General features: G+C 70.7%; 24 protein-coding genes and 1 riboswitch. Of the genes, 14 read left to right on the forward strand and 10 right to left on the reverse strand.

Features of this window, described 5'->3' with window-relative positions; genetic code table 11:
- Positions 1 to 86 precede the first annotated feature (86 nt).
- On the forward strand, positions 87 to 722 hold the full coding sequence (locus ACQPWZ_RS33745) for a maleylpyruvate isomerase family mycothiol-dependent enzyme (RefSeq protein WP_405574951.1): 636 nt from the start codon (positions 87 to 89) through the stop codon (positions 720 to 722).
- Between the two features lie 99 nt (positions 723 to 821).
- Here ACQPWZ_RS33745 and ACQPWZ_RS33750 read toward each other — a convergent pair whose 3' ends face one another.
- Positions 822 to 1745: a LysR family transcriptional regulator gene (locus tag ACQPWZ_RS33750; RefSeq protein ID WP_433573322.1), complete on the reverse strand. Its 924-nt coding sequence runs from the start codon at positions 1743 to 1745 to the stop codon at positions 822 to 824.
- An 83-nt stretch (positions 1746 to 1828) separates the two neighbouring features.
- On the opposite strand from ACQPWZ_RS33750, the gene ACQPWZ_RS33755 reads away from it, so the two are divergent.
- From ACQPWZ_RS33755 to ACQPWZ_RS33765, 3 genes are all read left to right on the forward strand, one after another.
- A complete protein-coding gene (locus ACQPWZ_RS33755) occupies positions 1829 to 2761 on the forward strand; it encodes an EamA family transporter (protein ID WP_383239776.1) in 933 nt (310 codons plus the stop codon).
- Positions 2762 to 2949: 188 nt separating this feature from the next.
- The gene (locus ACQPWZ_RS33760; RefSeq protein WP_433573323.1) at positions 2950 to 3285 is read left to right on the forward strand and encodes a hypothetical protein; all 336 of its coding nucleotides are present in this window, start codon (positions 2950 to 2952) and stop codon (positions 3283 to 3285) included.
- A 155-nt stretch (positions 3286 to 3440) separates the two neighbouring features.
- Complete coding sequence (locus ACQPWZ_RS33765; protein ID WP_433573324.1) at positions 3441 to 4400, forward strand: ketopantoate reductase family protein; 960 nt, start codon at positions 3441 to 3443, stop codon at positions 4398 to 4400.
- 124 nt (positions 4401 to 4524) lie between these two features.
- Here the strand turns inward: ACQPWZ_RS33765 and ACQPWZ_RS33770 are convergent, their stop codons facing one another.
- Positions 4525 to 4908: a hypothetical protein gene (locus ACQPWZ_RS33770; RefSeq protein WP_356699839.1), complete on the reverse strand. Its 384-nt coding sequence runs from the start codon at positions 4906 to 4908 to the stop codon at positions 4525 to 4527.
- 217 nt (positions 4909 to 5125) lie between these two features.
- Between ACQPWZ_RS33770 and ACQPWZ_RS33775 the strand changes: the two genes are divergently transcribed.
- From ACQPWZ_RS33775 to ACQPWZ_RS33790, 4 genes are all read left to right on the forward strand, one after another.
- Positions 5126 to 5908, forward strand: coding sequence for a TSUP family transporter (locus ACQPWZ_RS33775; protein WP_433573325.1), 783 nt, complete (start codon positions 5126 to 5128; stop codon positions 5906 to 5908).
- Between the two features lie 158 nt (positions 5909 to 6066).
- Entirely contained in the window at positions 6067 to 7332 is a 1266-nt protein-coding gene (locus tag ACQPWZ_RS33780) for a DUF4032 domain-containing protein (protein WP_433573326.1), read from the forward strand.
- Positions 7333 to 7415: 83 nt separating this feature from the next.
- The gene (locus tag ACQPWZ_RS33785) at positions 7416 to 7934 is read left to right on the forward strand and encodes an AAA family ATPase (protein WP_405574960.1); all 519 of its coding nucleotides are present in this window, start codon (positions 7416 to 7418) and stop codon (positions 7932 to 7934) included.
- Between the two features lie 176 nt (positions 7935 to 8110).
- The gene (locus tag ACQPWZ_RS33790; RefSeq protein ID WP_327677266.1) at positions 8111 to 8524 is read left to right on the forward strand and encodes a VOC family protein; all 414 of its coding nucleotides are present in this window, start codon (positions 8111 to 8113) and stop codon (positions 8522 to 8524) included.
- A 163-nt stretch (positions 8525 to 8687) separates the two neighbouring features.
- Here the strand turns inward: ACQPWZ_RS33790 and ACQPWZ_RS33795 are convergent, their stop codons facing one another.
- From ACQPWZ_RS33795 to ACQPWZ_RS33810, 4 genes are all read right to left on the reverse strand, one after another.
- Positions 8688 to 9689, reverse strand: coding sequence for an ABC transporter substrate-binding protein (locus ACQPWZ_RS33795; protein ID WP_383240789.1), 1002 nt, complete (start codon positions 9687 to 9689; stop codon positions 8688 to 8690).
- A gap of 18 nt (positions 9690 to 9707) precedes the next feature.
- Positions 9708 to 10568, reverse strand: coding sequence for an ABC transporter ATP-binding protein (locus ACQPWZ_RS33800; RefSeq protein ID WP_433573327.1), 861 nt, complete (start codon positions 10566 to 10568; stop codon positions 9708 to 9710).
- Positions 10568 to 11683 carry a FecCD family ABC transporter permease gene (locus ACQPWZ_RS33805; protein WP_433573328.1) on the reverse strand — a complete coding sequence of 372 codons (1116 nt, stop codon included), beginning with the start codon at positions 11681 to 11683 and terminating at the stop codon, positions 10568 to 10570. The genes ACQPWZ_RS33800 and ACQPWZ_RS33805 overlap by 1 nt, the downstream gene beginning before the upstream one ends.
- 69 nt (positions 11684 to 11752) lie before the next feature.
- Positions 11753 to 11897: riboswitch (cobalamin riboswitch) on the reverse strand.
- Between the two features lie 38 nt (positions 11898 to 11935).
- Positions 11936 to 12922 (reverse strand): YihY/virulence factor BrkB family protein, encoded by a 987-nt coding sequence (locus tag ACQPWZ_RS33810; protein WP_340477214.1) that lies wholly within the window; start codon positions 12920 to 12922, stop codon positions 11936 to 11938.
- A gap of 388 nt (positions 12923 to 13310) precedes the next feature.
- On the opposite strand from ACQPWZ_RS33810, the gene ACQPWZ_RS33815 reads away from it, so the two are divergent.
- Entirely contained in the window at positions 13311 to 13973 is a 663-nt protein-coding gene (locus tag ACQPWZ_RS33815) for an Asp23/Gls24 family envelope stress response protein (RefSeq protein ID WP_433573329.1), read from the forward strand.
- Positions 13970 to 14323: an Asp23/Gls24 family envelope stress response protein gene (locus ACQPWZ_RS33820; RefSeq protein WP_327677254.1), complete on the forward strand. Its 354-nt coding sequence runs from the start codon at positions 13970 to 13972 to the stop codon at positions 14321 to 14323. Before ACQPWZ_RS33815 ends, ACQPWZ_RS33820 begins: the two co-directional genes overlap by 4 nt.
- A gap of 64 nt (positions 14324 to 14387) precedes the next feature.
- Here the strand turns inward: ACQPWZ_RS33820 and ACQPWZ_RS33825 are convergent, their stop codons facing one another.
- Both ACQPWZ_RS33825 and ACQPWZ_RS33830 read right to left on the reverse strand, forming a co-directional pair.
- Entirely contained in the window at positions 14388 to 15854 is a 1467-nt protein-coding gene (locus ACQPWZ_RS33825; RefSeq protein ID WP_433573330.1) for a sulfatase-like hydrolase/transferase, read from the reverse strand.
- Between the two features lie 92 nt (positions 15855 to 15946).
- Positions 15947 to 16123, reverse strand: coding sequence for a putative leader peptide (locus ACQPWZ_RS33830; protein ID WP_383240777.1), 177 nt, complete (start codon positions 16121 to 16123; stop codon positions 15947 to 15949).
- A 74-nt stretch (positions 16124 to 16197) separates the two neighbouring features.
- On the opposite strand from ACQPWZ_RS33830, the gene ACQPWZ_RS33835 reads away from it, so the two are divergent.
- The 4 genes from ACQPWZ_RS33835 to ACQPWZ_RS33850 are packed head-to-tail and all read left to right on the forward strand — an operon-like array spanning position 16198 to position 19055.
- Positions 16198 to 17001 carry an alpha/beta fold hydrolase gene (locus ACQPWZ_RS33835; RefSeq protein WP_433573331.1) on the forward strand — a complete coding sequence of 268 codons (804 nt, stop codon included), beginning with the start codon at positions 16198 to 16200 and terminating at the stop codon, positions 16999 to 17001.
- Complete coding sequence (locus ACQPWZ_RS33840; protein ID WP_433573332.1) at positions 17001 to 18260, forward strand: PP2C family protein-serine/threonine phosphatase; 1260 nt, start codon at positions 17001 to 17003, stop codon at positions 18258 to 18260. Before ACQPWZ_RS33835 ends, ACQPWZ_RS33840 begins: the two co-directional genes overlap by 1 nt.
- The gene (locus ACQPWZ_RS33845) at positions 18253 to 18609 is read left to right on the forward strand and encodes an STAS domain-containing protein (protein ID WP_433573333.1); all 357 of its coding nucleotides are present in this window, start codon (positions 18253 to 18255) and stop codon (positions 18607 to 18609) included. Before ACQPWZ_RS33840 ends, ACQPWZ_RS33845 begins: the two co-directional genes overlap by 8 nt.
- Positions 18610 to 18623: 14 nt before the next feature.
- Positions 18624 to 19055, forward strand: a complete 432-nt coding sequence (locus ACQPWZ_RS33850; RefSeq protein WP_433573334.1) for a hypothetical protein — start codon at positions 18624 to 18626, stop codon at positions 19053 to 19055.
- A gap of 96 nt (positions 19056 to 19151) precedes the next feature.
- Here ACQPWZ_RS33850 and ACQPWZ_RS33855 read toward each other — a convergent pair whose 3' ends face one another.
- Positions 19152 to 19502, reverse strand: a complete 351-nt coding sequence (locus ACQPWZ_RS33855; protein WP_433573335.1) for a PRC-barrel domain-containing protein — start codon at positions 19500 to 19502, stop codon at positions 19152 to 19154.
- Between the two features lie 222 nt (positions 19503 to 19724).
- A complete protein-coding gene (locus tag ACQPWZ_RS33860) occupies positions 19725 to 20180 on the reverse strand; it encodes a lamin tail domain-containing protein (RefSeq protein WP_433573336.1) in 456 nt (151 codons plus the stop codon).
- Between the last annotated feature and the right edge of the window lie 163 nt (positions 20181 to 20343).

A 20343-nucleotide genomic window follows, 5' to 3' on the forward strand; every position in this document is an offset into this window, starting at 1 on the left:
CGGCACATGTCGATCCGGCCGTCTCCTGTTCGACGCAGGAGTGAGAGGCGGGGACAGGCCCCGCCCGTTGGACGGTGGAGCCGACCATGGACCGTGACGAGATTCTCTCCTGGGTGAAGGCCGAGCGGCTGAGCCTTGCCGACTTCTTCGAAAGCCTCCATGACGAGGAGTGGGAGGCGGCATCGCTCTGCGCCGGCTGGACGATCCACGATGTGGCAGCGCACCTGACCCTGTCGACCCGCACCACACTGGCGGGCTCGATCACCGGGATCATCCGGGCGCGCGGCAACTGGGACCGGATGGAAGCCGACAAGGCACGGGACAGGGCGGCCGGGTTCGGTCCGGCCGAGCTGATCGCCCAGCTCCGTGAGACGGCCGGCTCGTCTCGTCGAGCGCCCGGCGCCGCCCCGCTGGACCCGCTGGTCGACGCCCTGGTGCACGGCCAGGACGTGGCCCGTCCACTCGGGCGCCGCCGGGACATGCCGCTGGAGCAGACGGTCGCGGCCCTCACCCATGTCCACGGCAGCATCTTCTACGGCGCACGCAAACGCTTCCGTGGTACGCAGCTGGTGGCCACGGACGCGGACTGGTCGGCGGGAGAGGGGCCGGACGAGGTGAGGGGACCGGTCGGGGAACTGCTCCTCCTGGCGACGGGGCGTCCGGAGGGGCTGGCGGGTCTCACCGGCCCGGGCGTGCGACGCCTCGAGGCGGTGCTGCGGTGACAGGGCGCCCCGCGAGCCGGGCTTCCCGCGACAGGGGCGCCCTGATGGCACCGGGCTCGCGGGATGCCGCGCTCTTCTCGTGTGCTCCCCGTCCCCTGCTCAGAGGCCGACGCCCGTGATGACGGTGGCCAGAGCCGTGATCGGCGGCCACGACCACTGGCCGGCACGCGCCAGCAGAAAGCTGCGGCGCTTGCCGGCCAGGGGGTCCAGCGGGCGGAATGCGACGTCCGACCGGTTCCTCTCGATCCCCGATTCCGCGAGCAGCGCCACCCCGAGTCCGGCCCCGACCAGGCTGTTCACCAGGTGCAGGCTGTCCACGCGGTGGGCGATGCGGGGCGTGAACCCGGCGATGGCGCACACGCGCTGCACCAGCTCGTCGTCGTCGGTCCCGCGGGAGTTGGCGATCCAGCCCGTCCCGGCGAACTCCGCCAGCTCGGACACCGCCACGGGCCTTCCCGCGTCCGGATGGTCCACGGGGACCGCCAGGAAAAGCGGCTGTTCCTCGAACTGCCGGGCACTCAGCTCGGGCGGGAGGCCGCGCGGGACCAGGCTGTAGTCGTACACGACACCGAGGTCCATCCCGCCGGAGCGGAGCAGCCCCGCGGTGTGCTCGGGCTCGTGCTCGTACACCTCCACCACCACCCGTGGGTACACCTCACGCAGATGCTCCAGGGCGGGGAGGACGACAGGCTCCACCGCGGTGAAGAAGCTCGCCAGCCGCACCCTTCCCACCGGATCGGCAGCGCCCCGCAGCTCCGCCTGGGCCTCCTCCACCGCGGCGAGGATGCCCACCGCGTGCTCGACCAGTCGCTGACCGGCGGGTGTCAGCCGGACGCGGCGGCCGACCCGGCTCAGCAGCGGGACCCCGACCTCCTCCTCCAGGACGGCAAGGTGCTTGGAGACGGCCGACGTCCCGTAGCCCGTGCTCGCGGCCACCGCGGCCATCGTGCCCAGGCGGTGCAGTTCGACCAGGAGACGCAGCCGTCCCAGATCGGGCAGATGCTCGTTGCCGTCACTCGTCATCAAGCAATTGTCCACCGAAAGTGGCCGAAGCGTCCACCATCGGCCCGTGGACAGAAACAGAGCTCGGCCGGTCCAATGGCCTGGTGACTGCCACCACCGCCGCCGATACGACCGACGCAATCACCGGTGCCACGGCCCCCTCCGGGCCCCGCTTGATGCCGGGCCCCGCGCTCGTCCTCATCGCCATGGCCGCCCTGCACACCGGGAGCGCGCTGGCGACCGAGCTGTTCGGTTCGCTCGGTCCGGCCGGCACCACGTGGCTCCGGCTGACGTTCGCGGCCGTGTTCCTGCTGGCCTGCACCGGCAGATCCCTGTGGCGGACGCTGAAGACGACACCGCGCGCCGACCTGCTGGCCACGTTCCTGCTGGGTGCGGTCAGCGCGGGCATGATGCTCCTCTTCTCCGAAGCGGCCGCGCGCCTCCCGCTGGGGACGGCCACCGCCCTGGAGTTCCTCGGCCCCCTCACGGTCGCCGTCGTCGCGTCGCGGCGCTTCAAGGAGCTGACCTGGCTGGGACTTGCGGCCATCGGCGTCCTGCTGCTCACCTCACCGTGGGCGGGAGCCACGAGCCTGACGGGCGTGCTGTTCGGTCTCGGCTCGGCGGCGTGCTGGGCGCTCTACGTCGTCGGTACGGCCCACGTCGGCAGCCGCTTCTCGGCGTCCCACGCCCTGGCTGTCTCGCTCGCGGTCGCCGCCCTCGTGGCCGCACCGTTCGGCGCGCCCGGTGCTGTCCCGGCCCTCACCTGGCACACCGCTGCGGCCGTCGCCGGTATCGCGGTGCTCATGCCGCTCGTGCCGTTCCTGCTGGAGATGAAGGCCCTCCAGCGCATCGGCAAGACCACCTACGGCACTCTGGCCGGACTGGAACCGGCGGTGAGTCTGCTGGCCGGCGTGATCCTCATCGCGCAGACACCCACCTCGCTCCAGATCGCCGGCACCGCTCTGGTGGTCGCCGCGGGCATCGGCGCGACGCGGGCGGAGGCACGCAGGCGGACCGGCGGACCCGCGGTCCTGTAGCGCGCCTGCGGCCCGCTCGCCCGCCCGGGGCGCGTCCATTCGTGTGCCCATGTCCGGCCGGGCACCGGGTACGCGGCCCACGGGGGAACCGATGACCTCGGCCCTCGCTCCCGCGGGGCGCCGGGCTCCTGCGGGTCCGCCCTCCGAGGAGGCCGGGCCGACATCCAGCGATTCGAGGCGAGACGCAGATGAACGATCACGGCACGGACGACGCCGTACCTCAGCGACCGCAGGACGAGCTCCGGAGGAACGCCGCCGAGCAGGGGGGTCGCGAACGGGAGCGTACGGAGCGGGAAGCGGTGGTTGCCGCGGCGGAGGCGGCAGCCCCGACGTCGCCCGAGGGCCGGGACACCCTTCGCCGGGCGCTGGCCCGTACGGGAGTCCTCGACGTGTTCGGCGACCAGGACGAGGCGGTGGTCGGCGCTGTCGCCGAGGCGTCCCCGGATGCTGCCGCCGTGGTGGCGGGATGGATCGACACCGCCTTCGAGACGGGCCGGTCCCGGCGCCCGGACTCTCCGGCGTAGGACTGCGCACCTGCTCCGCACACCGTCCGGAGCCGCGCCGCAGCAGGCGGAGGGTGCCGCGTACCGTGGCGGTCGGCCGTTGATCCGACCGAGCCGGCGCTCGGGCGCGGGCTGTCCGGAGTGCGCGGGTCGTTCACAGAGAAGGAACAGGCGTCATGCGTATCGCTGTCGTAGGTGCGGGAGGAGTGGGCGGGTACTTCGGTGCGCGCCTCGCGGCGGCCGGGAACGAGGTGACGTTCGTGGCCCGGGGCAGGCAGTTGGAGGCGATCCGCCGCGACGGGTTGCTGGTGCGGAGCCCGCTGGGCGAGTTCCGGGTGCACGCCGACGCGGTGGTGCCCACGATCGCGGACCTCGGCCCGGTCGACGTCCTTCTCGTCGCCGTCAAGCTCTGGGACACCGACGACGTCGTGGCCCAGCTCCGGAACCACGTCGGCGCGGGCACCATGGTCATCTCGCTGCAGAACGGCGTACAGAAGGACGCGGTCCTGCGCCGCGAACTGCCCGCGGAGGCCGTGGCCGGGGGCGTCTGCTACATCTCGGCCGCCATTGCCGAGCCCGGGATCGTCGTGCACAACGGCGAGATGCAGAAACTGGTCTTCGGCGAGTACGGCGGACAGGACTCGGACCGGACCCGGACGTTCCTCGCCGCCTGTCTCAAGGCCGGTATCGATGCCGAGATCAGCGCCGACATCGAGCGGGTCATCTGGGAGAAGTTCGTCTTCCTGGCCAGCATCTCGGGAGCGACGTCCGCGGTCCGCCAACCCATCGGTGTGGTCCGCGCCGACCCCCGCTCCCGCGCCCTGCTCGGCGATCTCATGGCGGAGGTCGTCGCGGTCGGCCGTGCCGCCGGCGTCGGCCTGGACCCGGCGTTCGCCGACGACCGGCTCACCTTCTGCGACAGCCTTCCGGCGACGATGACCTCCTCGATGCATCACGATCTGGCGGAGGGGCACCGGCTCGAACTGGCGTGGCTGAGCGGCGCGGTGGCCGACCTGGGCGAGGAACTCGGCGTGAGCACACCACGCCACCGCACCGTCGCCGACATCCTGGCCCCTTACGAGCTGGGTGAGCCGGATTCGGTGGACGAGTCCATCGACGCTGACACCGACGCCTGAACGGGCGGCGACCTGAGCGCACACCGACTGCCCGGCCCAGCGGCCGGACAGCAGGCACTCGGGAAGGCTGTTACGAGGTCCGGGCGCACGATTGCGCGCCGGCCGATCGCGCCGGCCGAACGGATCAGCGGCTGCCGTCCTTGTCGGACGATTCCTGCGGGTCCACGCCGGTGAAGGCGGAAGCGTCCTTCTCGCCACTGGGGCGCTGGGACTTTCCCCGGCGGCCGGTGTCGTGCATGCCCTCGGACTTCTTGCCACGGTCCTCGCCGCTGGTGGTCATGCTGTCCATGGGTGTGCCGGCCTCCGAAGCCCGCTTCTCCTCCCTGGTGGATGCCCTGCGTGGCTCGTCGGCCTCGGGGGCGTACGTGTCGGGGTGGAAGGACCGGTGAGCGCTCGGGTTCGACTGCTGGGACTTCTCGTCCACATCGGGCGACCACCCGTGCTGCTTGTCCCCCTCGTGTCGGCTCGGCCCCTCGCCGTGCCGGGGCTGCCTGGGCTTGTTCGCCATCGCGAGACCTCTCGTTGATGTCGTCTGTCCCAGTATCCGCCCTTCTGGGTGTTTGGTTCCAGGAGTGCCGGTCATGGAGGCGCAGCGCGCAGTCGCGCGTGCGGCACACGGCTGCGCCCCCCCGTAACCGCCGAGATCACGAGGGCCGGTGCGCGACCCGCACGAACCCGGTTGAATGACGCACCGGAGAAGATCGAGACCGGCGGAAGGGGCCGCGGTGGACTGGTGGACGCTGGTCGGCGGCCTGCTCGCAGGGCTGGCCATCGCGGTACTCACCGCGCCGGTCGGTGTGTCCGGGGCGGTGTTTCTCCTTCCGGTGCAGCTGAGCGTGTTCGCCGTGCCGAACCCCGCGGTCACCCCGACCAACCTGCTGTACAACGTCGTCGCCGGCCCGGGCGCACTGTGGCGTCACCGCACCGCCGGCACCCTCGGCGGTCCGCTGACGCGTCGCCTGGTGCTGGGCACGCTGCCCGGCGTCGTCCTCGGTGCCTGTATCCGGGTCTTCGCGCTCCCCGGGCCGACGGTCTTCCGTCTGCTCATCGCGTCCCTGCTGCTGCCGCTCGGGCTGTCCCTGTGCCTGCGCACGCTCCGGCCCGTACGGCAGCGGACCGTCGACGAACTGTCGGGTCCGGCACTCACCGCCCTGGCCGTGACCGTCGGAACTGTCGGCGGGATCTACGGCATCGGCGGCGGATCGCTCCTGGGACCGATTCTGGTCGGCCGGGGCGTACCCGTGGCCAAGGTCGCCCCGGCCACGCTCGCGGCGACGTTCGCCACCTCCGTGGTCGGCGCCGGCGCCTACGCGCTGCTGTCCCTGGTCGGCTCCGGTGCCATCGCCCCCGACTGGTTCCTCGGCCTCGCCTGCGGTATCGGCGGTCTCATCGGCGGATATCTCGGTGCCGTGCTCCAGCCGCATCTCCCGGAGTCGGCACTGCGCGTGATGCTCGGGCTGATGGCAGCGGCCCTGGGCATCCTGTACGCGGTACAGGTCCTGCGCTGACCGGCGGCCGTTCCCCGACAGGCCCTGTCAGCCAGCCCCGCCAACCAGCCCCGTCGGGCGACCGATCGGCGGCAGGCTCGGGTCACCAGGCCGGGCGACAGGGTGCGCAACCCGTACGTCACACTGGTGACCCGTCACCGTACGACGCGAGGCGACCGATGGCTTTGCAGATCAGTGCCACCAACCCCGAGCACCCCGCCGTCCTGCTCGAACTGCCGTGGCATCTCCCGCTGGAGGAGTGGCCGGAGAAGTATCTGGTGCCGCTGCCGCGTGGTATCTCCCGCCACGTCGTGCGCTACGCCCGCGCCGGGGCCGAGGTGGTCGCCGTCAAGGAGTTGGCGGAGCGGCCGGCGACACGGGAGTACGAACTGCTGCGCACCCTGGCCCGGGTCGGCATTCCCGCGGTCGATCCACTCGCGGTGGTCACCGGGCGCAGCGGAAGCGACGGGGAGCCCCTGGAGCCGGTGCTGATCACCCGCCACCTCAACGGATCCCTGCCCTACCGCTCCATGTTCGAGACCACGCTGCGCCCCACCACGGTCCACCGGCTCATGGACGCCCTGGCCGTCCTGCTGGTCCGGCTGCATCTGGCGGGCTTCGCCTGGGGCGACTGCTCGCTGTCCAACACACTCTTCCGCCGGGACGCCGGTGCCTACGCCGCCTACCTCGTGGACGCGGAGACCGGCGAGCTGCACCGCCGACTCAGCACAGGCCAGCGCGAGTACGACATCGACCTGGCCCGCGTGAACATCATCGGCGAGATGCTGGACCTGGAAGCGTCGGGTGCCCTGCATCCCTCGGTCGATCCCATCGCGTTCGGCACCGAGATCTGCCGCCGCTACCACGATCTGTGGACGGAGCTGACCCGCACCTCGGTCTATCCGGCGGGCAAGTACCACTACATCGACCGCCGGATCCGGCGGCTCAACGATCTCGGCTTCGACGTCGCCGAGATGCAGATCCAGCACTCCTCGAACGGCGACACGGTCACCTTCGTGCCGAAGGTCGTCGACGCCGGCCACCACCAGCGCCAACTGCTGCGCCTCACCGGACTCGACACCGAGGAGAACCAGGCCCGGCGCCTCCTGAACGACCTGGAGAGCTGGATGGCGACACAGGAGGACTACGCACCGGGCGACCCGCTCGGCGCCCGGACGGAGGTGCTGGCCCACCGCTGGGTCCGCGAGGTCTTCAGGCCCACGGTACGGGCGGTCCCGCAGCAGCTCAGGGGCGCCATGGACCCGGCCGAGGTCTACCACGGGCTGCTGGAACACCGCTGGTATCTCTGTGAACGCGCGCAGCACGACATAGGCCTGGAGAAGGTGGTCGAGGACTTCGTCACGCATGTGCTGCCCCAGTCACCGGAGGCGGCGAACGAGACCGGCGCAGCACAGGGGACGGACCAGGCGCCACCGTCACGATGAGGAGGGCGTGGGGTGGCGGAAGGGCCCGGCCCTCCCGGTGGACGAGGGCGGATCCCCCAACCGCGGCGGATAGCCTGCACCCCGTGAAACGCATCCTCGTGGCCGGCATCAGCGGGGCCGGCAAGACCACGATGGCTCAGGCCGTTGCCGAGCGGCTGCACCTGCCGTTCCACGAGATGGACTCCCTGAAGTTCACCGGCCCGGACTGGGCGACCGGCCCGGACTTCGTCGAGCAGGTGGCGGCGATCGCCGTCCGCCCGGGATGGATCATCGACTCCCTCGGCTATCCCGAAGTGCGGGACCTGCTGTGGGAGCACGCGGACACCGTGATCTGGCTCGACTACCCGAGAGCCGTCGTCATGCCCCGCATCCTGCGCAGGTCGCTGCGGCGGACGCTGTTCCGTGAGCGGATCTTCGGCGGCAACGTGGAGACCGTCTCCGACTGGTTCCGCCGTGATCATCCGGCATGGTGGGCCTGGTCGCAGCACGCCACCCGGCGTGCGGAGATCGAACGGCGCACCCGCGATCCCCGCTTCGCACCGCTGCACGTCCTGCGTTTCGCGTCCCCCCGAAGCGCGGAGGAGTGGTTGCGGCAGGTGTGACCTGACCATTCCGGACCGCCGCACAGCAGGCCGGTACCGGCTGCCACCGCGCGCTGAACCGGTGGCCACCCGCAACACGTCCTCCGCGAGCCGATGAGTTTTCTGATCGCCGCCCGTCTACTTATCCGAACGGCAGCCACCGCGGCGGCCGCGGACACGAAAGCGGAGTGACGGACATGGCACAGCAGGTCTACATCAACCTTCCGGTGAAGAACCTCGAGACGACGAAGGCCTTCTGGAGCAAGCTCGGGTTCTCCTTCAACGACCAGTTCAGTGACGAGCAGGGGGCCTGTCTGGTCATCAGCGACACCATCTACGCGATGCTCCTCACCGAGGCGCGCTACAAGGACTTCACCAAGAAGGCCGTCGCCGACGCCTCCACGACCAGCGAGGTCATCATCGCGCTGAGTGCGGAGAGCCGTGAGCGCGTGGACGAACTCACGGACAACGCGCTGGCGTCCGGCGGTTCGCCCGCGGGCGAGACGCAGGACCACGGGTTCATGTACGGCCGTTCCTTCCAGGACCCGGACCACCACAACTGGGAGGTCATCTGGATGGACATGTCCGCCGCCGGTGGCGACCAGGGCTGACCTCTCGCCCGAGGACATGGCCCGGCTGTGCCGTCCGGACGTGTGCGTGGTCGACGGCCCGGCGAGAACGACTCCTCGCCGGGCCGACGCGCAGCGCCGGCACAACTCGCCGGCCGTCACGCGTGAGCGGCGCCCCCGACCAGCGCCCCGGCGTCGCCAGGCCTCAGCCGCCGACCGTCCGCAGATACGCGGCGAGCGCCTCGATCGCCGCCGGATTGCGCGGGCTCTCCACCAGGTCCACATAGTCGAGCACGAAGATCTTCCGGTTCTTGACCGCGGCGACATGCGCCAGCGGGGGATAGGACAGCAGGAACTTCCGCTTCGCCTCGGCGCTCGGCTGCGCGTAGTCGTTGATGACGATGACGTCCGGGTTCTTCTCGACCACCGTCTCCCAGCCGATCGTCGTCCATGAGTCCGCCAGGTCATGCGTGATGGACGTGCCGCCCGCCTTGGTGATGATCTCCTCGGGCGCGGCGAAACGGCCCGCCGTGAACGGCTTGTCCTCGCCGCTGTCGTAGAGGAAGACCGTGGGCCGCTCGGCACTCTCGGGAGTCCTGGCCGCGACGACGGCGATCCGCTTCTTGAAGTCGGCGATCAGCTTCGCGGCCCGGTCCTCCACCCCGAAGAGCTTTCCGAGGTTGGTGAGGTCGGTATAGAGGGCCTGGAGCGGCGGCATGATGCCGCGTGCCTTCTCGTTGCCGTTGCGGCAGGACTCGGTGAGGACGTACGAGTCGACACCGACCTTGCGCAGCGAGTCCGGCGTGATGCCGTCGCCCTCGCTGAAGCCGTAGTTCCAGCCGGCGAAGACCATGTCGGCACGCGCGTCGAGCACCACCTCACGCGTGATCGCCTTCTTGGACAGCCACGGCACCTTGTCGTAACCGGCGCGCCAGGGCACTTTGTTCAGGTCGCCCTTGTCGTCCGGCATCACATAGCCGGCCATGCGGTCCTCCAGACCCAGGGCGAACATGATCTCGGTGATACCGACATCGTTCGTCACCACGCGCCGGGGCACCTTGTCGAAGGTCACCTTCCGTCCGCAGTTCTCGATGGTCACCGGTCCGCCGTCGCCCTTCGCGTCGGAGGGCTCGGACTTCTTCGCGCCGCACCCCGCCAGCGTCAGGGTGAGAACGACGGCGAAGGCAGCGCAACGGCGGCGGGACATGGCGAACATGCGGACTTCCTATTCGGGGAGAGCGGCTTCGGGAACAGCGGCTTCGGGAAGCGCCGCGACGGGGATCGGGGCCTGCGCGGGCAGCCGGTCGAACAGCAGCCGCAGGGCGCCGGTCTCGGGATGGCGTACGCGATGGGCGCGCACCCCGAAGACGTCGGCCAGCAGTTCGGGGGCGAGCACCTCGTCCGGCGGGCCCGAGGCGATGACGGAGCCCTGGGAGATCACGTACAGCAGATCGCAGTACTCCGCCGCGAGGTTGAGGTCGTGCAGCGCGGTCAGCACGGTCACCGCACGGTCGGAGCCGGGTGGCCGCCAGTCGCGTACCAGCGCCAGCAGGTCCAACTGGTGGGCGATGTCCAGGTGGTTGGTCGGCTCGTCGAGCACCAGCACGTGCGGGGACTGCGCGAAGGCGCGGGCCATCAGCACCCGTTGCCGCTCACCGCCGGAGAGGGTGAGAAAGGTACGGTCCGCCAGATGCCCCGCACCGGCGCGCTCCAGCGCTTCGGAGCACACGGCGATGTCGTTCGCCGACGGCCGGCCCAGCGCGGAGGCACGCTGGTGAGGCAGCCGTCCCATGGCGACCACCTCGGCGACCGTGAAGTCGAACTCCGGGGCCGAGTCCTGGGGGAGGGCGGCGACACCGCGGGCCGCGGCCCGTGCGTCCATGGTGTGCAGGTCCTCGCCGTCGAGACGCACCACGCCGTCCGAGGGTCGCAGCGCCCGGTAGACGCAGCGCAACAGCGTCGACTTGCCACTGCCGTTGGGGCCCACGAGGCCGACCACCAGACCCGCGGCGACCCCCAGATCGATGTCCCGCAGCAGGCGGGCACCACCGATGTCGACCGACAGGTGCTCGATGTCGATCCGCATCATCGACCCCCGAAGGCGTAGCCACGACGGCGCATCAGCACCAGGAACAGAGGCACGCCGACCACGGCGGTGATCACACCCACCGGGAGCTCGGCGGGTGCGAGCAGCAGACGGGACAGGATGTCCACCCACACCAGGAGCACCGCGCCCATCAGCGGCGCGACGGCCAGGACCCGCCGGTGGTCGGCGCCGACCAGCATCCGGACGAGGTGCGGAACCATCAGACCGACGAAGCCGATCGCACCGCTCACCGCGACCACGGCGGCCGTGACCCCGGCCGTGACGACGAACAGCTCGCGGCGCAGCCGCTCGGGGCTGACTCCCAGCGCGGCCGCGGTCTCGTCGCCCATGGCCAGCGCGTTGAGCCGGCCCGAGGACAGAGCGAGATACGCCAGCCCCAGGGCCACCGTCGCCGCCGCGATCGGCAGCGCGTTCCACGACGCGCCGCTCAGGCTGCCCAGCAGCCACATCAGGGCGGACCGTGCGGCCTCGCCGCGTTCCGCGCCGAAGACCATCAGGGTGGTGACGGCCGAGAAGCCGTACGACATGGCGGTCCCGGTGAGGATGAGCCGCAGCGGGGTCAGACCGTGCGCACTGCGGGCCACCGCGTAGACCAGGGTCATGGCCGCCAGCGCGGAGGTGAAGGCGGAGACGGACAGCGCCCAGATCCCGAGCGCCGCGAAGGTGCCGAACAGGATCACCGCGTTGGCGCCCACGGCCGCGCCGTAGGAGATGCCGAGGACGAAGGGGTCGGCGAGCGCGTTGCGCACCATCGCCTGGACGGCGACGCCCGTCGTGGCAAGGCCCGCCCCGACGACGGCCGCGAGCAGGGTGCGGGGGAAACGGATCTCCCAGACGATGCTGTAGGCCGCCGTCTCGTCCGCCCGCAGCGTTCCGCCGGTCAGCCCGGCCCACAGCAGTCGCAGCACCTCACCCCACGTCAGATCCGAGGCTCCCAGTGCCACTCCGCACACGAGGGACAGCAGCAGGGCGGCCGCGAGACCGACGGCGAGCGGCCCGGCAGGCGTCCGGCGCGGTGGACCGGCCCCCGGAGACTTCACGGGCGTGGCGGTGGCTGCGGACACGCGCGGTCCTTCGGATCGGGCCGCGGGCATAGGTGAGCAAGGGCGGCCCGCACGGCACGAGGCGCGCGGTTTCCCTCTCGCAGTCCGCGGCGAGCAGTGGGGAGTTCCGTACGCTCCGTGGGTAACCGGGCTTGCACGTCGTCCTGGTTCACCAGGCGGCGTGCTTACCGTTGCGGGTCAGCGCCGGACTCTCACCGGACTTCCCCCGCGGGGCGCCTGCGCAGCGTAGCAAGGGGCCGCGGACGGACCGCAACAGGGCGACCGGCCCACGTACGCCCCGAGCTACGAGGTCGACGCGGCGGCCGGACCCGGGTCCTGCGCCGGTGCGCCCTTTGCCAGTCGGTGCAGTTCGGCGGTGAACTGGGCGCCGGCGAGCAGCGCCAGGTTCGACACCCACAGCCAGATCAGGAAGACGACGATCCCGGCCAGCGAGCCGTACAGCCTGCTGTAGGTGCCGAATCCGGAGACGTACGCCGTGAAGCCGGCGGAGGCGGTGAGCCAGAGCAGGCCGGCGAGCACACCACCGGGCAGCGCGTGCCGCAGACAGCGCGCGGACGTCGGTCCCGTACGGAAGAGGACCATCACCAGGCCCGCGACGAGCGCGACCAGGACCGGCCACTTCAACAGACTCCAGGCCGCCGCGCCGCCCTCGCCGATGCCGGCCCACCGGCCGAGCATGGCCGCCAGCGCACCGCTGGTCACCAGGACGACCGCACTGACGACCAGCAGGGCCAGCACGGTGATCGCCGTCAGCACGATCCGGTACGCCGTACGCAGGGCGGGCCGTGTGTCCTCGGTGCCGTGGAGGGCATGCAGCGCCCGCCGGAAGACAGCCACATAACTGGACGCGGACCACAGGGCGCTGACACCGCCCGCTGCCACGAGGGTGAGCGCGGCGGACCGTTCAGCCGCCATCCCGCGCAGCGCCTCCTGGAGCGCGCTGCCCGCCTCGGCGGGCGCCCACGCCGTGACATGGGCGATCAGCGTCTCGGTGGTGGCGTCGCTGACCAGCCCGATGACGGAGACGGAGACGAGGAGAGCGGGCAGCAGAGCGAGAATCGCGTAGTAGGTGAGCGCCGCCGCCCAGTCGGACACGTCGTCGTTCCACATCGACACCGGTGTGCGACGCAGCGCCACGCGCCGCTGCGACCAGGCGGTGTGGGCGCGGGGGGTCGCGCAGGGCTTCGCCGGGGCTGCGGCCGCGGGGGCGGAAGCGGCCGGCCTGAGGCCGAGGCCGATGCCGTCGGGGGCGGGGACGCGCCGTGTCATGGCGTTGCCTCTCAGGGGTGCGTGGTGCGGGGGAGCGGCTGTGATCATGTCATCCGTGGTGGGGGCCCGGTCCGGCGACAGGGCCCTGACCTCCGTGTGCCCCCGCCACGGCAATGTCCTCGTCACAGAGGTGACGGCATTCGGTGCGTTCAGTGGATACGGTGCACCCGGGGGCACCGGCCGCACGGATCCGCTGCGCGGTCGCGGAACGTCCGCACACTCCTCGGGACCGTCCCTCGTGCCGCGTCACGCGGTCGTCGGGCGTGTCCATGGACAGACGAGGTGAGCACGTGGCCATGGCCGAGATGACGGGCCTCGACCGGCAGCCGGCCCGCGCGCGAGGCGTCCGCGCACGCCGCCGCCCGACACGGGAGGCGGTGGTACGGCGATGACCCGGAACCCTCACGCCCCTCATGAGCAGGCCGGCCCCGGCACGGAAGAGACGCAGGACGTCGATCTTCTGCCGTGCGGCCGCGACCCGTTCCGGACCATCGAGCAGGGGCAGAGCGAGCAGCCCGATGCGCACGCCCGCTCCTGCGCGTACTGCACGGCCGTGCTGAGCGAAACCGCCCTGCTGAACGACGTCGTACGCCGGGCCGGGGACGGCGGTTCCGCCGGCGGCGACGCCGACGCCGGCGACGACACAGACCGGACCGCACGGATCATGGACGTGGTGCGCCTGGAGCTGAGCCCCGGCAGGAACCTCCCGCTCGGCGGGAGCGACGAGGACACGTGGATCACCGAGGCGGCCACCGCCCGGACCTTCCGGGCCGCGGCCGCGTCACTCGCCGGCGTCCACGTCAGCGACTGCGTGGTGCGTCCGCTCGACGCGGCGGATTCGGGGCCGGCCCGGTGGCCGCGTGGTCCGGTGCACGTCCGGCTGGACGCCGTCGTGGCGAGAACGTGGAACCTTCAGGAGGTCGCCGCACGCATCCGGGAGCACATCACCTCGGCCGCCGACACGGAACTGGGCATGGACGTCGCTGTCATCGACGTACGGATCGCCGACATCCTCGACCCCGAGGCCGGCGACGAAGGGGGAGACCGATGACGGACAGCAAGCCGTCCGCGCAACTGGCGGACGCCATCACCACCGCGGTCCTCAGCACCCGGGGCGTGGCGTTTCTGCGCCCCGGGCTCACCGACCTCCTCATCGCCTCGTCCGGCTCCGGATGGGGCCGCCCGGCCGGCGACACGACCAGAGCCGGCGGCGGAGTGCGTGTCGTGCGCCAGAAGGACTCCGAGGCGTGGACCGTCGAGGTCACCATCGTCCTGCGGCGCGGCCATCGTGCGCTGGACGTCACCCGGGCGGTACGGGCGGCCGTCGCGGAGACGGTCCGCCCCGCGCGCGGCCCATCGGTGCCGGTGCATGTGACGGTGACGGTCAGCGGGGTGGTCTGAGCCGGGGCGCGCGGTGGTGCTCCGTGCGCCTCCGGCATCGGCCCCCTGTCCGTCGACCGGGCCCCTACGCCGGGTACGGCAGCAGCCCGGCGTCCGTGCGCTCCCAGGCCGCCTTGAGCTCGCGCAGCAACTCCGGCCGCAGCGCGGCCTTGTCGGCCTGTTCGCGCACATCCGATGCCAGATGGAAGAGCTGGTCCTGGCCGCTCCGGCCCCGGTAGTACTTCCACTCCCCGCGCCGCAGGGCCCGCTCGCCGCGCACCCGCCAGAACAACTCCCTTTTCGCGGCGGGCTCTTCGCTCCGCCGCAGATACCCGGCCAGACTGATGCCGTCGAGCGGGTAGGCGCGATGCGGGCGGGCGCCGCCCAGGTCCAGCAGGGTCGCGGTCCAGTCCGGGGTGAACACGGGCACCCGGCTGACCTGACCGCCGTCGACCGCGGCCGGCCAGCGCAGCACGGTCGGTACCCGGATGCCGCCCTCCTGCAACGACGCCTTGTTGCCGCTCAGCGGCCAGTTGTAGGAGAACCGCTCACCGCCGTTGTCGCTGGCGAAGAGGACAAGGGTGTCCTGCTCCTGTCCCGATCTGCGGAGCGCGGCGAGCACCTGCCCCACGGACCGGTCCAGGTCCTCGACCATCTCCTGGTACTTCTCGATGGACCCGCCGTCGGCGTGCCACAGCGCCCGCCCGTCGCCGGCCTTGATCCTGCGGACGATCTCGGCGCTCTCCCGTGTGTCCCCGTCGGCGATCCAGGGCCAGTGCGGGGTGGTGAAGTTGAGATTGAGCAGCCACGGCCTGTCGTGGTCGCGCTGTACGTACTCGCTCGCGCGCTCGGTGAGGATGCGGGTGTAGTACCGCAGGTCCCGGTACTCGGCATCGCCCTCGTAGAGGTCGTACTCACCGCCGAGCCCGAGCTTCGAGTAGTACTCCAGCGCTCCGCCGAAGTTTCCGAAGAACTCGTCCCAGCCGGACCTGGTGGGCGAGTAGTCCGGCAGATAGCCGCAGTGCCACTTGCCGATCAGCGCCGTCGCGTAGCCGGCGTCCCCGAGCAGCGAGGCGAGGGTGGGATGGGTCGGTTCGAGCCCCACGGACCGGTCCGCGATGGGCTCCGCCAGCCCGCCCTTGGTGCGGCCCGGATAGCGGCCCGTGTAGAGGGAGAACCGGGTCGGCGAGCAGGTCGCGGACCCGGAGTAGGCGTCGGTGAAGCGCACACCCTGCCGGGCGAGCCGGTCGAGATGCGGCGTCCTGATGTGCGGGGACCCGTACGAGGACAGGTCGGCCCAGCCGAGGTCGTCGCCCAGGATGAAGAGAATGTTGGGCCTGCGGGAAGGGCGTCGCGGGGCGGCTGTGAAGGGCCGTTCGGCGGCCTGTGCCCCACCCGCTGTCACCCCCACAGCGGCGGCCGCGCCGGCGCCGATGACCCCGCCGAAGGTGCGACGGGACAGCTCGGATTCACGTGAAACCATGACGTCTCCAGACAAAGAGACCTGCCCGTGTCGGATCACCACGCGCCTGCGGACAGGGTCCTCAGGCATGGGAGGGCAGGGCGAAGGAAGAGGCGGCCGCGGAGGCCGGTCAGACAACGACAGGGAGTTCAGCGCTCGGAGCCGCAGGGCTCAGACGCGACTCAGACGCAACAGATGGCGCTCGCTACACGGACCAGGTCGACGTGGCGGCGCTCCACGAGCGTGACCGTCGGGTCACCGAGGGGCTGCATGATCGGGGAGCCTGTCCCACACCGCGCGTACCTGTCAACGCCTGTCCGCGGGCCGGAACGCCGTGGGCCCGCTGGGGAACGCCGCATCGGGGAACACCGAATCCGGAAGACGGTGGGTGCGGATTCGTGTTTCGAGGGAACGCGGGTGAAGGATGAGCCATATGGACGTGCGGAGCAGAAATCATGTCAGGGTGACCGGCCGCGAAGACGGCCCGGTCGTGGTGCTGTCGCACGGGTTCGGCTGCGACCAGAACATGTGGCGCCTCGTGGTGCCCCATCTGGCGCGCGACTTCAGGGTCGTGTTGTTCGACCACGTCGGAGCCGGCCGGTCGGATCTGGCGGCGTGGAGCGTGGAGAGGTACTCCACGCTGGACGGATATGCCGACGACGTCCTGGAGGTGTGCCGAGACCTCGCAGCGGGCCCGGTGACCTTCGTGGGGCACTCGGTCAGCGCCATGGTCGGTGTGCTGGCCGCCGCCCGGGAACCGGACGCCTTCGAGCGGCTCGTTCTGCTGACCCCGTCGCCCTGCTACATCGACGACGGGGACTACCGGGGAGGGTTCAGCGCGGCGGACATCGAGGAACTGCTGGACTCCCTGGACAGCAACTATCTGGGCTGGTCGGCGACGATGGCGCCGGTCATCATGGGCAATCCGGAACGGCCCGAGCTCGGGGACGAACTGACCAACAGCTTCTGCCGCACCGACCCGGACATCGCACGGGTCTTCGCCCGGACGACGTTCCTGTCCGACAACCGGGCGGATCTTGCGAAGGTCACGGTTCCGACGCTGGTGGCCCAGTGCTCGAACGACGCGATCGCCCCGCCGGAGGTGGGTGCGTACGTCCACGCCCGGATCGCGGGCAGCGAGCTGGTCACCCTGGAAGCCACGGGACACTGCCCGCAGCTGAGCGCACCGGAGGCGACGGCCAAGGCGATCGCGGCCTTCGCCGGTACGACTCGATGATGTGCGACACGAGTGACGGCGGGCCTGAACCGTGCCCGGATGCGGAGCAGCCGGGCGACGACGAGGCACGCTTCTCCGCTCTGCTGGAGGACAGCGCCGAGGACCTCTACGAGAACGCGCCCTGCGGCTACCTCTCGACGCTCCTCGACGGGCAGATCGCCAAGGTCAACGCCACACTCCTCGACTGGCTGGGGTACCGCCGCGAGGACCTCGTGGGCCGCAAGCGCTTCGCCGACCTGCTCACCGTCGGCGGCCGGCTCTACCACGAGACGCATTTCGCCCCCCTGCTGCAGATGCAGGGGGAGATCAACGGCATCGCTCTGGAGCTGCGGACGGCCGACGGAGTCCGGCTGCCGGTGCTGGTCACCTCGACGGTCAAGACCGGCAGCGACGGCCGGCCGCTCCTGATCCGCACCACGATCTTCGACGCGCGGGACCGCAGAGCGTACGAGACCGAGCTGCTGCGCGCCCGCCGGGAGGCCGACACGGAACGTGAGCGCCTCCAGAAGCTCGCCACAACCCTCCAGCAGACGCTGCTGCCCCCAGCTCTGGCGCCCGTACCGGGTCTGGATGTGGCCGCGCACTATCACATCGCCTCCATCGATCAGGTGGGCGGCGACTTCTACGACCTGTTCCCGCTGGCCGCCGGGACATGGGGCCTGTTCCTGGGCGATGTGTGCGGCAAGGGAACGGCAGCCGCGGCCGTGACGTCCCTGGCGCGCTACACGCTGCGCGCCGCAGCGGTGTACGACCCCGCCCCCGCCGCGGTGATCAGCAATCTGAACACCGTGCTGAACCACGAGTACCACGGGCACGACCCGCGATTCTGCACGGTCATCTTCGGTGTGCTGACCCCCGACGCCGACGGCTTCCGCGTCACGCTGGCCGGCGGCGGGCATCCGCCGGCCCTGCTTCTGCGGGCCGACGGCACCGCCGACTACCTGCCCACCCCGGGAGGACAGCTCGTCGGCGTCCTGCCCGACGCCCACGTCGCCACGGTCGCCGTGCGTCTCGATCCCGGCGACACACTGATCCTCTACTCCGACGGCCTGACCGAGGCCCGTACCGACGCGTCCGCCGAACGCTGGGGTGACGAAGCGCTCCTCGACTTCGCGCGGGCCCTCGCGCCGACGACTGCGTCGGCCGCCGTCACCGCCCTGAGCGACCTGCTCGCATCCTTCGGCGCCGGCGTGGACGACGACGCCGCCGTCCTCGCCATCAGCGTGCCCCTCCGTCCAGTGAAGAGCCACCGTGAGTGAACTGAGCGTCACCACCCGCTCCGGGCCGAACGGCCCGGTCGTCGAGCTGGCGGGTGAACTGGACCACGACACCGCCTCCGAGGTCCGAGCCCTGCTGTCCGGACTGGAACTGCGCCCGGGGACACAGCTCGTCGTCGATCTGACCGCCCTGACCTTCTGCGACTCGAGTGGGATCACCGTCCTCCTCGCTGCCCGCAATCATGTCCTCGCGGCCCAGGCCGGCATGGCGTTGTCAGGAGTCCCCGACCGCGTGCAGCGCGTCTTCCGCATCCTCGGTCTGGATCAGGTTTTCGTCACGTACCCGACCGTGGAGGACGCGGTCGCCGCCTGGCCGCAGCAAACCGAATGAGGGAGAGCACACCGATGAACGGCCCTTCCGATCCGACACAGCGAGAGCGGACATCAGTGATCACCGAACCCGTGCCGGATCTCCAACTGCAGCTGCTGATCCGCCTCCTGGGACAGGATCCCCGGATGAGTCTGCCCATCACGCTGAACGTCCCCGGCGCTGTCATCCACGGTGATCTGATCGCCCACGAGGCGTGGAAGGCGGACTGGGCGCAGAGCCTGCGGCATATGGAAGGGCCCGGCGCTCAACTCCTCGCGTCCTTTCCCGAATCGGTGGACCAGGCCCTGGACGAGATGGCCGGCGACGACGGCCACCAGGGCCTTCCGCAATGGATCCATCTGCGGGACACCACCTGTTTCACCGGCACCCCCCATCCGGTGACCGCCGCTTTGTGGCGGGGGCGGCTTGCGGATGTCGCCGGCTGGTCCCTCGGTAAACCGGCATGACCTGGATTCCGCGCACGAAATGAAGCGCATGACACAGAGAAGAGGGCCGGCCGGAGGAATCTCCGGCCGGCCCCCTTTTCACGGGGTGCATGCCGTTCAGGCGAGCGGACGGCCGTAGTAGCCGCCTATCTCGTCGTGATTTCCGGCGTCGCCGATGTGCTTGTCCTTGTCGAACTCGGGAGCGTCCTTGATCTGCTCCTTGGTCCGGTCGACGTAGATCTTCTCCTCGGCGGCGTCGACGCGGACGACGGTGCCGGCCGGCAGCAGGACATGCTTGCCGAAGATCCAGACACCGGTGTCGACCACCAGGTAGGCCGCCCCCACGTCGTCGGAGTGCTTGTCGACCTTGCCGATGTGACCGTCCGTCGCCTCGACCTTGAATCCCACCAGGCTGTGACCCGGGGTGTAACCGGTCGTCGGCTGGTAGCCCCAGATGTTCTCACTCATGAATTCTCCTCTGTCGCTCGATCGGCTGAATTGCCGGCCGTCGACCCGTTATTGATGATGCGTCGGAAAGTGCAAATGGCGGGGCCGATGGCTCTCGGCCTCCAGGCCACCGAGTGCCCCGTCCCATTCACGTCACACACGTGATCGGAAACGGGGCCGGAAATGCTCGCAGGCGCCCACCCCTCGAGGGGTGGGCGCCTGCGCTCTCGCGTACTGCTCGGATCAGCACATCTTGTAGTCGACCTTGGTGGAGTTGTAGGCACAGGTGTCGACGATCGCCCCGGTGGACCTCTTGAGGGTCGCCGTGTCCCGGTCGTTGTTCCACACGTAGGCCGCCCGGCCCTGGTACCGGTTGGTCGCGGTGTTGGTGCCCTTGCCCGTGCGGATGGTCACCGTCTTGCCCTTGCCGAGGGTGTAGGCGCCGAAGACGTACCGGTGGTTGGCGGCGTCCACGAGCGTCCAGCCGGTGAGGCTGACGGCCGCGGCGGTGGTGTTGCGGATCTGCACCCACTCGTTGGTGAGGCTGGTGTTGGTGCGGGTGTCCGAGCCGGGGCTGTCGTAGTAGATCTTGTACAGATGCACCGAGCTGGGCGCCGCCTGGGACTGCGTGGGCATCAGGACAAGGCCACCGAGACACGCAGCGACAGCGGCAGCGGCGATGGAACGGGTGTGGAGCATGGGCGTCCTCAGATCAAGGCCGGGCACCCCCCAAATCGGGCCCGGCAAGACGCCCAGGTTAGGTCCAACCACCTCGGGGCGGACGGTATTCGGGAATTCGTGAGATATCGCGCATGTGTGCGATGCGAGGGCTGTGTGCGCACAGCGGTTCCGGGCAGTGGTT

The sequence above is a fragment of the Streptomyces sp. CA-251247 genome (genome assembly GCF_050952975.1).
GTDB classification, from domain to species: domain Bacteria; phylum Actinomycetota; class Actinomycetes; order Streptomycetales; family Streptomycetaceae; genus Streptomyces; species Streptomyces achmelvichensis.

What these genes read in the sequence shown, in the direction of transcription:
- ACQPWZ_RS33850 (WP_433573334.1), top strand. Translation starts at nt 18,624, where the DNA reads ATGAACGGCCCTTCCGATCCGACACAGCGAGAGCGGACATCAGTGATC.
- ACQPWZ_RS33745 (WP_405574951.1), top strand. Translation starts at nt 87, where the DNA reads ATGGACCGTGACGAGATTCTCTCCTGGGTGAAGGCCGAGCGGCTGAGC.
- ACQPWZ_RS33765 (WP_433573324.1), top strand. Translation starts at nt 3,441, where the DNA reads ATGCGTATCGCTGTCGTAGGTGCGGGAGGAGTGGGCGGGTACTTCGGT.
- ACQPWZ_RS33810 (WP_340477214.1), bottom strand. Translation starts at nt 12,922, where the DNA reads ATGACACGGCGCGTCCCCGCCCCCGACGGCATCGGCCTCGGCCTCAGG.
- ACQPWZ_RS33790 (WP_327677266.1), top strand. Translation starts at nt 8,111, where the DNA reads ATGGCACAGCAGGTCTACATCAACCTTCCGGTGAAGAACCTCGAGACG.
- ACQPWZ_RS33770 (WP_356699839.1), bottom strand. Translation starts at nt 4,908, where the DNA reads ATGGCGAACAAGCCCAGGCAGCCCCGGCACGGCGAGGGGCCGAGCCGA.
- ACQPWZ_RS33800 (WP_433573327.1), bottom strand. Translation starts at nt 10,568, where the DNA reads ATGCGGATCGACATCGAGCACCTGTCGGTCGACATCGGTGGTGCCCGC.
- ACQPWZ_RS33760 (WP_433573323.1), top strand. Translation starts at nt 2,950, where the DNA reads ATGAACGATCACGGCACGGACGACGCCGTACCTCAGCGACCGCAGGAC.
- ACQPWZ_RS33805 (WP_433573328.1), bottom strand. Translation starts at nt 11,683, where the DNA reads ATGCCCGCGGCCCGATCCGAAGGACCGCGCGTGTCCGCAGCCACCGCC.
- ACQPWZ_RS33860 (WP_433573336.1), bottom strand. Translation starts at nt 20,180, where the DNA reads ATGCTCCACACCCGTTCCATCGCCGCTGCCGCTGTCGCTGCGTGTCTC.
- ACQPWZ_RS33840 (WP_433573332.1), top strand. Translation starts at nt 17,001, where the DNA reads ATGTGCGACACGAGTGACGGCGGGCCTGAACCGTGCCCGGATGCGGAG.
- ACQPWZ_RS33815 (WP_433573329.1), top strand. Translation starts at nt 13,311, where the DNA reads ATGACCCGGAACCCTCACGCCCCTCATGAGCAGGCCGGCCCCGGCACG.
- ACQPWZ_RS33830 (WP_383240777.1), bottom strand. Translation starts at nt 16,123, where the DNA reads ATGCGGCGTTCCCCAGCGGGCCCACGGCGTTCCGGCCCGCGGACAGGC.
- ACQPWZ_RS33835 (WP_433573331.1), top strand. Translation starts at nt 16,198, where the DNA reads ATGGACGTGCGGAGCAGAAATCATGTCAGGGTGACCGGCCGCGAAGAC.
- ACQPWZ_RS33825 (WP_433573330.1), bottom strand. Translation starts at nt 15,854, where the DNA reads ATGCCTGAGGACCCTGTCCGCAGGCGCGTGGTGATCCGACACGGGCAG.
- ACQPWZ_RS33820 (WP_327677254.1), top strand. Translation starts at nt 13,970, where the DNA reads ATGACGGACAGCAAGCCGTCCGCGCAACTGGCGGACGCCATCACCACC.
- ACQPWZ_RS33780 (WP_433573326.1), top strand. Translation starts at nt 6,067, where the DNA reads ATGGCTTTGCAGATCAGTGCCACCAACCCCGAGCACCCCGCCGTCCTG.
- ACQPWZ_RS33795 (WP_383240789.1), bottom strand. Translation starts at nt 9,689, where the DNA reads ATGTCCCGCCGCCGTTGCGCTGCCTTCGCCGTCGTTCTCACCCTGACG.
- ACQPWZ_RS33855 (WP_433573335.1), bottom strand. Translation starts at nt 19,502, where the DNA reads ATGAGTGAGAACATCTGGGGCTACCAGCCGACGACCGGTTACACCCCG.
- ACQPWZ_RS33750 (WP_433573322.1), bottom strand. Translation starts at nt 1,745, where the DNA reads ATGACGAGTGACGGCAACGAGCATCTGCCCGATCTGGGACGGCTGCGT.